Origin of the sequence: Blastomonas sp. RAC04 (genome assembly GCF_001713435.1) — a bacterium.
GTDB classification, from domain to species: Bacteria; Pseudomonadota; Alphaproteobacteria; order Sphingomonadales; family Sphingomonadaceae; genus Blastomonas; species Blastomonas fulva.
This window is the reverse complement of the sequence record NZ_CP016460.1, coordinates 3,301,908-3,312,500: the sequence shown is the minus strand read 5'-3', so window position 1 is coordinate 3,312,500 and position 10,593 is coordinate 3,301,908. Positions and strand designations below refer to the sequence as shown.

Genomic DNA, 10,593 nt, shown 5'->3' with positions numbered 1-10,593 from the left:
CACCTTCCTCAACGGATACGGCTTTGCCAGCTCGCTGATCCAGCAGGAGCGAATCGATCGCTTCCGCGTGCGCCAGGCCTTCGGGCTGCTGCTGATTCTCAACTTCGGCATCGCCGCGATCCAGTTCACCGCCGCACCGGCCATTGCGGCCTATTACAACCAGCCGATGGTGACCGACCTGCTGCGCTGGCAGACCATCATGTATATCGCCACGCCCTTCATGGCCGTGCCCGAGGTGCTGATGAGCCGCGCGCTCGATTTTCGCAGGCTGGCGATCGTCAATCTGGTCTCGGCCTTTGTGTGCGCGACCACCTCCATCGTCTGTGCGCTGTCGGGATGGGGTGTGTGGACATTGGTCGCCGCGCCCGCATCGATGGTGTGGACCCGCGCGATCGGGCTGTGCATCGCGCAGCGGTTCATCGTCTGGCCAAGCTTCAACTTCAAGGGCACCGGCGCGATGATCGGCTTTGGCGGGGCAATGCTGACCAGCCACCTTTTGTGGAGCATCCAGACCCAGGCCGACGTGCTGATCGCCGGCCGTGCGCTCGATCCGCACGCGCTGGGGCTCTATGCCGAGGCGCTGTTCCTGGCGCAGATGTTCTCCGCCAAGGTGATTCCCCCGCTCAACGAGGTTGCCTTCCCCGCTTATGCCCGGCTGCAGGCGGAACCTGCGCGGCTGCAGGCGGCGTTCCTCAAGGCGATTGCGCTGATCATGCTGATCAGTTGCCCGGTCTATGCCGGGCTGGCGGTCACCGCGCCCGAGGCGGTCTACACATTGTTCGGCGCAAAATGGCTGGAGATGGTGCCGCTGGTCCAGCTGTTCGCGATCGCGATGCCGTTCATGACGCTGCACGTGCTGATGGCGCCCGCAGTCAATGCGCTGGGCCACCCGCGGATCACGGTGCGCTGCTCGGCCTTTGGCGCGGTGGTGATGCCGCTGATGTTCCTGATCGGCGTGCAGTTCGGCGTGAACGGGCTGGCGATGGGCTGGGTGATCGGCATGCCGCTCGTGCTCGCCTTTACATTGTGGCAGTCCTGCCCGGTGATCGGGGTGCGGGTGCGCGATGTGCTGATCGCGTGTGCGCCCGGGGTCGGCGCCGCGGCGGCGATGGCGGCCCTGGTGTGGACGATGCGGGTGGGCCTGGCAGGCGCGCTCGACAGCAATCTGGGCGAGGTGATGGCGCGGCTGGCGCTGCTCGCTGGGCTTGGTGCGCTCAGCTATGTGCTGCTGCTGCGGATGCTGGCCCCGCAGATGCTGCGCGATGCCATCGGCCTGCTGCGCCGCCAGCCCCCGCCGCTGGAAGAGCCGGTCGCCGCCTGACGCGGATCAGCCTGCCGCACCGAAATGCCGCAGCACCGCGTGAGCGATCGCCTGCGCGTCGGCCCAGGTCGCATCGAACCCGCGCGCATCGCCATAATAGGGGTCGGCCACCGCCTGCCCCGTCCGTCCCTCGACCAGATCGAGCGCCAGCCGCACATCGGCGCGGTGCGCGCGCGGAGCAATGGCGTGCAGCCCGGCCAGATTGTCGTGATCCATCGCCAGGATCAGGTCGAACCGGGTGAAATCATCCACCCGCACCTGCCGCGCGCGCAATCCGGCAATATCGACGCCATGCCGCGCGGCCACCGCGATCGCGCGCTTGTCGGGCGCATCGCCGGCGTGCCAGCCGCCGGTCCCTGCCGAATCGACCGTCCAGCCAAGTCCGCGCCGCGCGACCTCGTGGCGCAGCGCGCCGTCTGCCAGCGGCGACCGGCAGATGTTGCCCAGGCACACGAAAACGATCGCGGGCAGTCGTTCAGCCATGGCACGGTCTCTTTCCTCAAGGCGCAGCGGCGCTCCGTCGCACGCGCCCGATAGGCGCTTGCACGAACCCGTCGCTCTGCTAGCCAAGGTGCGGGACAAGAACAAGCAATGGGAGATGCGGCCACGTGACGGGAACAATCGGTACTCTGGACACCCCCAACCCGGATCATCCGGCAGCCCCGGCGGATGTGCCCCCGTCCGCCGCAACCCACGCATCGCCTTATGCCTGGTATGGCCTTGGCATCCTGTTTCTCGTCTATGTGCTCAACTTCATCGACCGGCAGATCATCACCATTCTGGCCCCCGACATCAAGGCGGACCTGGGCCTGGACGATGCCGATATCGGCTTCCTCTATGGCACCGCCTTTGCGGTGTTCTACGCCCTGTTCGGCATTCCGCTCGGGCGACTGGCGGACAGCTGGCACCGGGTGCGGTTGCTGACCCTGGGGCTGGCGGTGTGGTCGGCGATGACCGCGCTATCGGGCTTTGCCAAGAACGGCACGATGCTGGGTCTGGCGCGGATGGGCGTGGGCGTGGGCGAGGCGACCGCCAGCCCGTCTGCCTATTCGCTGATCTCGGACATGTTCCCCAAGCGCATGCGCGGCACCGCGCTCGCAATCTATTCGGCGGGGCTGTATTTCGGCGGCGGCATCTCGCTGATGATCGGCGGCTTCATCGTCGCAGGCTGGAACAACGCCTATCCCGGCGGCGGCCCGATGGGGCTGGTCGGATGGCAGGCGGCGTTCCTTGCGGTGGGCGTCCCCGGGCTGCTCCTCGCGGCCTGGGTCGCGACATTGCGCGAGCCGGTGCGCGGTCTGGTCGATGGCCTGCCTACCCCTCCGGCAGCAGATCCGTTCCGCGGCTTTCTGCAGGAGCTGTTCGCGGTGATCCCGCCGTTCACGCTGATTTCCGCAGCACAGCGCGGCGCTGCAGCGCTGGCCACCAACGTGGCGGCCATCGCCATCATCGCGCTCGCCGCCACCGGGCTGATCTGGCTGACCGGAGCGACGCTGCAATGGATCTGCATCGGCGTCGGCTATTATGCCGTCTTCTCCTGGGCGTCCTCGCTCAGGCGCCGCGATTCGGCCACCTTTGCGCTGATCTGGGGATCGCCCGCATTTCTCTACACCATCCTGGGCTATGGCTGCGTCGCCTTCCTGTCTTATGCCTCGACCGCATTCGGCCCCAGCTATGCGGCGCAGGTGCTCGGCGAATCGACCGCGCGGATCGGCTTCTGGCTCGGCGGTGGCGGCGCGGCGGGCGGCTTCCTGGGGGTGATCATGGGCGGACGGATGTCGGACTGGCTGCGCGCGCGGCATGAATCCGGCCGGATCATGGTCATCGCCTTCGGCCTGCTCACGCCGGTCATTCCGATCTATCTAGCCTTCACCACGGCTTCCGATCCTGCATCGGATATGGATTTCGTGCGCTTTGCCATCTTCGCATCGCTCGCCAACATGTTCGCAAGCTCGGCACTGGGGGCAGCGGCTGCAACCACGCAGGATCTGGTGATGCCGCGGATGCGCGGCACCGCGACCGCGACCTTCTTCCTCGCAACCACCCTGTTCGGGCTGGCGCTCGGGCCCTATCTTGCCGGGCAGATGTCGGTGGTCACCGGCAGCCTGTCGACGGGCGTGCTGTCGATCCTGGTGATCGTGCCTGCGGGGATCGCGCTGCTGCTTGCCGCCTATCGCAGCGTGCCGCTGGCCGAACGCACCGTGGTCGAACGCGCGCGCGCGGCTGGCGAGGATGTCTGATAAAAAATCCGGGCGATGCCGCTGGCACCGCCCGGATCGGGATAAGTCAGGTTAAGGTGAATCAGGCGAGCATGCGCACGCCAGGTTCGCGGTCGTAAAAGCGCGTTGCTGCGGCCTTGATGAAATCGTCGCCGGTGCCGGTGACGCCCGCATCGGGTTCGACGCCTGCCTTGTCGAGCAACGGCTTGGCCGCCTTGGAATGCCCGATCGCCTTGAGGTGGCCAAAGGCATCCATCGCGAACTGCACAGCAGCGCCTTCCTTGAGCAGCATCTTGGTGCCGTCGTCCGAGAGCACGATCGCCACCGCATCAAACAGCTGGCTGGGGCTTCCGGCGAGCTGGCCGTCGGCCTTGCGCAGCTTGCCGTCGGAAAGCTTCGCCCCGCCCACCTTGGGCGCGACGACGAACACGGTGGCTCCGGCGTTTTCGATGGCCTTGGTCAGCGTGTCGAGTTCGCCGGCATCGGTACCGTCGGCGATCAGCACGCCAACCTTGCGGCCCTTGAGCGTCGCTTTCATGTTCTTGTGGATCGACAGCTTGTCCGAAGGCTTCATGTCGACCGGCTTGCGCGCAGCTTCCGCCTTGGCAGGAAGCTCGATGTTCAGGCCATCGGCGACACGCTTGGCGAGATCTTCATCCACGTTGCGCAGATTGGCGACCATGCGCGCGGGCACCTGATCGAGATCGGCGACCTTCGACAGCTCGAACACGAACGACGAGGCGATATGCGCCTGTTCATTCTCGGTCTGTGAGCGATAGAACAGCCGTGCCTGGCTGTAATGATCGGCAAACAGCTCGGCGCGTATGCGCAGCTTGTCGCCCTGCTCGTCCGGCCCGCTGGCGAGATTGGTGGTGGCAAAGCCCTTGGCGGCGCTTTCGCGCGGCCCTGCTTCCTCGCCATGCTCGGCAAGCGAGTTGGGCTCGTAATTGGCGCGGCCCTTGGGGACCATCGTCTGCATCATGCCATCGCGTTGGAAATTGCCGAACGGGCAGCGCGGGGCGTTGACAGGGATCTGGTGGAAGTTGGTCGTGCCCAGACGCGACTTCTGCGTATCGAGATAGCTGAACAGACGGCCCTGCAGCAGCGGATCGTTCGAGAAATCGATTCCCGGAACGATGTTGGTCGGCAGGAAGGCAACCTGCTCCGTCTCGGCGAAGAAATTGTCGACGTTGCGGTTGAGCGTCATCGTGCCGATGATCCGCACCGGCACATCCTCTTCGGGGATGAGCTTGGTGGCATCGAGAACGTCAAAGGGCTGCGCATCGGCGAATTCCTGGTCGAACACCTGGATGCCGAGCTCCCATTCGGGAAAGTCGCCCCCATCGATGGCTTCGAACAGATCGCGGCGGTGATAGTCGTTGTCTGCCGCCTGCAGCTTCAGCGCCTCGTCCCAGATCGTCGACTGGATGCCGAGCTTGGGCTTCCAGTGGAACTTGACGAAGCTCGCCTTGCCAGCGGCATTGACCATCTTGAAGGTGTGGACGCCGAAGCCTTCGATCATGCGAAGCGAGCGCGGCAGGGTGCGGTCGGACATCGCCCACATCAGCATATGGGTCGATTCGGGCATCAGCGACGCCCAGTCCCAGAAGGTGTCGTGCGCGCTGCCCGCCTGCGGATAGCCGCGATCGGCCTCCATCTTCACTGCATGCACCAGATCGGGGAACTTGATCGCGTCCTGGATGAAGAACACCGGGATGTTGTTGCCGACGAGATCCCAGTTGCCCTCACGGGTGTAGAACTTGACCGCAAAGCCGCGGACGTCGCGCGGGGTATCGACCGATCCGGCGCCGCCCGCCACGGTGGAAAAGCGCACGAACACCTCGGTCTTCTCGCCCTTGGTGAAGACGGCCGCGCGGGTCAGGTCGGAAATGTCGTCGGTTGCCTCGAACACGCCGTGCGCGCCGGTGCCGCGTGCATGGACGATGCGCTCGGGGATACGCTCGTGGTCGAAATGGAAGATCTTTTCGCGCAGCACGAAATCCTCGAGCAGCGTGGGGCCGCGCGCGCCGGACTTCAGACTGTTCTGGTTGTCGGAGATCGGCATGCCATGGTTGGTGGTGAGCACGGGGGTGTCGCCGCTCGCCTGCTGATGGGTTTCGCCGCCCTGGCCGGTGGTCGTTTCGTGCGCGGATTTTGTCATGCGTAGCTCCTGCTGATCATCGATCAACGCACGGATTACAGGGCCATGGGGGCCTTTCAGGTCGCGCGCCAACCAGGCGCACTCGCGCCGTTGCGCCACCTACGCGCCGGTGCGGCAATGCGATGCATGGGGCAGAAGAGAATCTGGCTCGGTTATTTGAGGATCTGGTTCATCTCGATCAGCGTGCCATCGGGGTCGAAGAAGTTGCACCCGCGCACCCGGATCACCGGACCGCCATTGCGCCCCGGATATTCCTGCATCCTGGGCGGCGCGGTCATGGTGACGCCCGGGATTTTGGCAGCGGCGGCGCAGCGGCCATCGACATCATCGGTGTTCATCACGATCACCGTGCCGCCCGGCCCCATGCGTTTGGGATAAGGCCCCGGATCGGGCAGCGGCGGACTGACCCACTGCATCAGCCCGATCCAGCCGATGAACGGATCGTTCGAATTGAGCAGCACCAGCCGCGCCTTGGCCCCCGGCTCGCCTGCGGGCAGCGCAACGCCGCTGGTCTCGACGACGGTATCGTAATTGACCTGCAGGCCGACGACATCGCGGTACAGCCTCAGCGAGGTTTCCATGTCGCGCACGATCAGCGTGACACGGCGGATATCGGTGGGCAGCCGCTGCGCGGGCGCTTCGACTCCTGGAGACCTGGGGGGCGAGGCGGTCCCGGGCTTGTCCTGCGCGTGGGCGGTGCAGGCGCAGAGGGCCATCGGCACCATCACGATCCACAGATTGTTGTAGCCCATCATCCCTCTCCTTCCACCGCGCCGCTCGCCAGCAGCGCCTCGATCCTCGCCTCGTCATAACCCAGCCCCGCCAGCACGCTCTTCGTATCCGCGCCCGCCTCCGGTAGCGCCGCATGCGCATGGGGGCGCGCGCCGTTCATCTCGATCGGCAGCGTCGGCAGCATCGTGGTCGTCCCGTCGCTCAAGGTCACCGGCTCGAGCCCGCCGCTGGCGAGCAGGTGCGGATCGTCGAACATGTCCTCGGGCCGTCCGATCGGCGCGAACGGCAGGCCGGTGCCTTCGAGCCTGGCGATCAGATCGTCGCGCTTCCACGTCTGCACGAGCGCGCGGATTTGCGGCATGATCCGGTCGCGCGCCAGCACCCGCGCGGTGTTTTCGCGGATGCTCTCATCCGCCCACAGATCGTCGAGCCCGAACAGCGCGCAGAACTTCTCCCACAAGGCGTCGGTGACCACGCCGATGAAGATCGGCTTGTCGTCGGCGGTCTCGAACACGTCGTAGATAGCCCAGGCGCTGATCCGCGCGGGCATCGGCGCCGCAGGTTTGCCGGTCACCGCAAGCTGCGCCATGTGCTGGCCTATCAGGTAGATGGTGGTCTCGAACAGCGAGCTTTGCACCTTCTGCCCCCGTCCCGTGCGATGGCGCTCCTCGACCGCGGCGAGGATCGCGATCACCCCGAACATGCCGCCAGTGACATCGATGACGCTCGACCCCGCGCGCAAGGGGCGTCCGGGCGGTCCGGTCATATAGGCAAGGCCCCCCATCATCTGCGCGACCTCGTCGAGCGCGGTGCGCTCCTCATAGGGTCCGGGGAGAAAGCCCTTCTCGCTGCAAAAGATCAGCCGCGGATTGCTGGCAGCGAGCGCCTCATAGCCCAGCCCCAGCCGGTCCATTGCCCCGGGGCGGTAGTTTTCGATCAGGATATCGGCACCAGCGGCCAGATCGCGCGCCACCGCCAGCCCGTCGGGCGACTTGAGGTCGAGGCAGATGCTCGCCTTGTGGCGGTTGTACATCGGGAAATAGCCCGCGCCCGATCCGATCAGCTTGCGTGTACGGTCGCCACCGATCGGCTCGACCCGCACCACCTCGGCACCCAGCGAGGCGAGGATCGCGCCCACAGCCGGGCCCATCACCATATGCGTGAACTCGACGACCTTGAGGTTCTTGAGCGGTTGCGGACCGGTCATGCGGTTTGCCTTTCAAAACCCAGCGGCAGCCCCGCATCAGGGGTGAAGCCGTAGAGCGGTTCGCCCGGCAGTGCCTCGGCGAGGATGGCGCGCACCGCGAGCAGCGCGTCGAGATTGATGCCGGTATCCACCCCCATCGCCTCGAGCATGAACACCAGGTCTTCGGTGACGATATTGCCCGAAGCGCCGGGCGCGAAAGGACAGCCACCCAGCCCGCCGAGAGAGGAATCGAGCGTGGTGATTCCCTCGTCGAGCCCGGCAAGCGCATTGGCAAGCCCCAGCCCGCGCGTGTTATGCAGATGCAGCGTGGTCATCCGCTCCGCGCCGACCTCTGCCCTGACAGCGCGGACCAGCCGCCTGACCTGCGCCGGGTTGGCATAGCCGGTGGTGTCCGAGAGGCTGAACTCCTGCGCACCGGCCTCGGCCGCCGCGACCGCCAGCCGCACCACGGCGCCCTCGTCGACCGGGCCTTCCATCGTGCAGCCGAACGCGGTGGAAAGGCCGACCGCGAAATGCACGCCCCCTTCGCGCGCCAGCACGGCGATCGCAGCGATCTCCTCGAGCATCTGCGCATGGCTCTTGCGCACATTCTTGAGGCTGTGTGTCTCGGACATCGAGAACGGGATCGAGATCGCATGCGCGCCCGCTTCCACCGCCCGCGCCGCGCCCTTGGCGTTGGGGACCAGCGCCACGACGTTGAGCCCGGGAATGGTCCGCGCATATGCCACGATCTCGGCGCTGTCGGCCATCTGCGGCAAAAGGTTGGGCGGCACGAAGCTGCCCACCTCGATCTCGCGCACGCCTGCGGTGGCTTCAGCCGCAATCCAGCGTTTCTTCGCCTCGGTGGGCATCACGCGATCGATGCTCTGCAGCCCATCCCGCGGGCCGACCTCGCTGATGAGGATATCAGGCATGGTTCTGCTCCAGATAGACCCAGGGGCGCTGCGAACGGTCGCGCGCGTGGAACGCGGCGATCGCCGCGCGGTGTTTGAACGTGAGGTCGATGGCATCGAGCCCTTCGAGCAGCATTGCCTTGGCCTCTCCGTCGATCTCGAAGTGGAAGGTCGCATCCCCGGCGCTGACCGCCTGCGCGGCGAGATCGACATGCACCTGCTGCCCTGCAAGCGGCGCGATGACCTCGGTGGGCAGCACCACCGGGACGATCCCGTTGCGGATGCAGTTGCCGTGGAAGATCGGCGCAAAGCTGGGCGCGATGATGCAGCGGATGCCGTATTCGGCAAGCGCCCAGACGGCGTGCTCGCGGCTCGACCCGCAACCGAAGTTGCGTCCGCCCAGCAGCAGCGCGGCCATGCTGTATTCCGGCTGGTTGAGCACGAAATCGGGGTTGGGGTTTCGCTCCGCATCGAGATAGCGCCAGCCCGCGAACAGCCCGCCCGCCAGCCCCGTCTTGCCGGTGCTCTTCATCTCGCGCGAAGGAATGATCGCGTCGGTATCGACATTGTCGCGCAGCAAAGGCGCGGCAATCGAGGTCAGCGTGGTGAAGGGTTCAGCCATGGGCGAGCTCCCGCGCATCGGCGATGGCACCCGCGACAGCGCTGGCGGCGACGGTTTCGGGGCTGGCGATGTGGGTTTTCACGCACAGCCCCTGGCGGCTCTCGAAATTGCGGTTGGTCGAGGAGATCACGCGCGATCCTTCGGCAAAGCTCTCGCCACCGGCAAAGAAGCACATCGAACAGCCGCTCATCCGCCATTCGAAGCCTGCGTCCACAAACACCCGGTCGAGCCCCTCGGCCTCGGCGGCGCGGCGGACCGCGCTCGAACCGGGCACGCAGATCGCGCGGATGCCGGGGGCGACATGGCGGCCCTTGAGCAAGGCAGCGGCGCGGCGCAGATCCGACAGCCGGGCATTGGTGCAGCTGCCGATGAACGCGGCATCGATTGGTGTGCCGATCAGCGGCGCCCCGGCGGCGAGCGCCATATAATCGAGCATTGCTTGTCCGGCGTCGGCCGGCACATTGCCGCTGACCGCAACGCTCGCCTGCGGGCTGGTGCCCCAGCTGACCATTGGCGCGATCGACGCTGCGTCGAGCGTGATTTCCGCATCGAACGCGGCATCATCGGCGCTGCGCAGCGTCTGCCATTGCGCCAATGCCGCATCCCAATCCGCACCCTGCGGCGCATAACGGCGGCCCTTCAACCACGCGAAGGTGACGCTGTCGGGCGCGATCAGCCCGGCAAAGGCCGAGAACTCGGTCGCCATGTTGCACAATGTCATCCGCGCTTCCATGTCGAGCGCGGTGACCGCAGGCCCGGCAAATTCGACGACATGCCCCGCCCCGCCGCCTGCGCCATGCGCCGCGATCAGCGACAGCATCATGTCCTTGGCCGTGACCCCGGGCGCCGGCGCGCCAGTGAAGGTGACGCGCATCGCCCTGGGGCGGGTCAGCCGCAGGGTGCCGGTCGCCATCGCATGCTCGGCCTCGGACGATCCGATCCCCCAAGCCAGCGCCCCCAGCGCGCCCTGCGTGCAGGTGTGGCTGTCGGGCGCGATCAGCGTGAGGCCGGGGAGCACGATGCCGAGCTCTGGGCTGACCACGTGCATGATTCCCTGGTCGGGATCGCCCACATCGAACAGCCTGATTCCCGCTGCCCGCGCCGCCGCGCGCGTTTCGGTGATGAACGCCTGACCGCCAGGCATCAGCGTGCGGTCGGTGCGCCCGGGAAGCGTATCGACGATATGGTCCATCATCGCGAACACGCGGCCCGGATCGGCAACAGTCCGCCCGGCATCGCGCAAGGCGTTGAGCGCCGCTGCACCGGTGCGCTCGTGCAGCAGCACCCGGTCGATCGCGACGAGCGCCGCGCCGCCCGGCAGGCATGCCACGACGTGCGCGTCCCAGATGCGGTCGAACAGGGTGGTCACCGATTTCCCTCCCCCTTGATGGGGGAGGGTTGCGCAGACTTGGCGAGCACAGCGAGCCTAGTCGAAGCT

9 protein-coding genes (1 of these 9 cut by a window edge) are annotated in these 10,593 nt (G+C 66.5%); 2 read left to right on the top strand and 7 right to left on the bottom strand.

Translation table 11 applies throughout. The features are described from left to right. Positions 1-1,321: the 3' portion of a lipopolysaccharide biosynthesis protein gene (locus BSY18_RS16410; protein WP_069051221.1), read on the top strand. 194 nt of this gene lie to the left of the window's left edge; 1,321 of the gene's 1,515 nt are visible here — the last part of the coding sequence; the start codon falls outside the window, past its left edge; its stop codon occupies positions 1,319-1,321. Between the two features lie 6 nt (positions 1,322-1,327). On the opposite strand, the gene BSY18_RS16405 is transcribed toward BSY18_RS16410, so the two are convergent. After that, on the bottom strand, positions 1,328-1,804 hold the full coding sequence (locus BSY18_RS16405; protein ID WP_054136527.1) for a low molecular weight protein-tyrosine-phosphatase: 477 nt from the start codon (positions 1,802-1,804) through the stop codon (positions 1,328-1,330). A gap of 125 nt (positions 1,805-1,929) precedes the next feature. On the opposite strand from BSY18_RS16405, the gene BSY18_RS16400 reads away from it, so the two are divergent. After that, positions 1,930-3,561, top strand: a complete 1,632-nt coding sequence (locus BSY18_RS16400; RefSeq protein ID WP_431521402.1) for a spinster family MFS transporter — start codon at positions 1,930-1,932, stop codon at positions 3,559-3,561. A gap of 61 nt (positions 3,562-3,622) precedes the next feature. Here BSY18_RS16400 and BSY18_RS16395 read toward each other — a convergent pair whose 3' ends face one another. From BSY18_RS16395 to BSY18_RS16370, 6 genes are all read right to left on the bottom strand, one after another. Next, on the bottom strand, positions 3,623-5,701 hold the full coding sequence (locus BSY18_RS16395; protein ID WP_069051983.1) for a catalase: 2,079 nt from the start codon (positions 5,699-5,701) through the stop codon (positions 3,623-3,625). Between the two features lie 152 nt (positions 5,702-5,853). Next, positions 5,854-6,456 (bottom strand): VOC family protein, encoded by a 603-nt coding sequence (locus BSY18_RS16390; RefSeq protein WP_083231527.1) that lies wholly within the window; start codon positions 6,454-6,456, stop codon positions 5,854-5,856. Further along, positions 6,453-7,640: a CaiB/BaiF CoA transferase family protein gene (locus tag BSY18_RS16385; RefSeq protein ID WP_069051219.1), complete on the bottom strand. Its 1,188-nt coding sequence runs from the start codon at positions 7,638-7,640 to the stop codon at positions 6,453-6,455. The genes BSY18_RS16390 and BSY18_RS16385 overlap by 4 nt, the downstream gene beginning before the upstream one ends. Beyond that, complete coding sequence (locus BSY18_RS16380; protein ID WP_069051218.1) at positions 7,637-8,554, bottom strand: hydroxymethylglutaryl-CoA lyase; 918 nt, start codon at positions 8,552-8,554, stop codon at positions 7,637-7,639. The genes BSY18_RS16385 and BSY18_RS16380 overlap by 4 nt, the downstream gene beginning before the upstream one ends. Then, on the bottom strand, positions 8,547-9,155 hold the full coding sequence (gene leuD, locus BSY18_RS16375) for a 3-isopropylmalate dehydratase small subunit (RefSeq protein WP_236823391.1): 609 nt from the start codon (positions 9,153-9,155) through the stop codon (positions 8,547-8,549). Before leuD ends, BSY18_RS16380 begins: the two co-directional genes overlap by 8 nt. Then, positions 9,148-10,524 (bottom strand): 3-isopropylmalate dehydratase large subunit, encoded by a 1,377-nt coding sequence (locus tag BSY18_RS16370; RefSeq protein WP_069051216.1) that lies wholly within the window; start codon positions 10,522-10,524, stop codon positions 9,148-9,150. Before BSY18_RS16370 ends, leuD begins: the two co-directional genes overlap by 8 nt. Between the last annotated feature and the right edge of the window lie 69 nt (positions 10,525-10,593).

What these genes read in the sequence shown, in the direction of transcription:
- BSY18_RS16385 (WP_069051219.1), bottom strand. Translation starts at nt 7,640, where the DNA reads ATGACCGGTCCGCAACCGCTCAAGAACCTCAAGGTCGTCGAGTTCACG.
- leuD (WP_236823391.1), bottom strand. Translation starts at nt 9,155, where the DNA reads ATGGCTGAACCCTTCACCACGCTGACCTCGATTGCCGCGCCTTTGCTG.
- BSY18_RS16405 (WP_054136527.1), bottom strand. Translation starts at nt 1,804, where the DNA reads ATGGCTGAACGACTGCCCGCGATCGTTTTCGTGTGCCTGGGCAACATC.
- BSY18_RS16380 (WP_069051218.1), bottom strand. Translation starts at nt 8,554, where the DNA reads ATGCCTGATATCCTCATCAGCGAGGTCGGCCCGCGGGATGGGCTGCAG.
- BSY18_RS16395 (WP_069051983.1), bottom strand. Translation starts at nt 5,701, where the DNA reads ATGACAAAATCCGCGCACGAAACGACCACCGGCCAGGGCGGCGAAACC.
- BSY18_RS16390 (WP_083231527.1), bottom strand. Translation starts at nt 6,456, where the DNA reads ATGATGGGCTACAACAATCTGTGGATCGTGATGGTGCCGATGGCCCTC.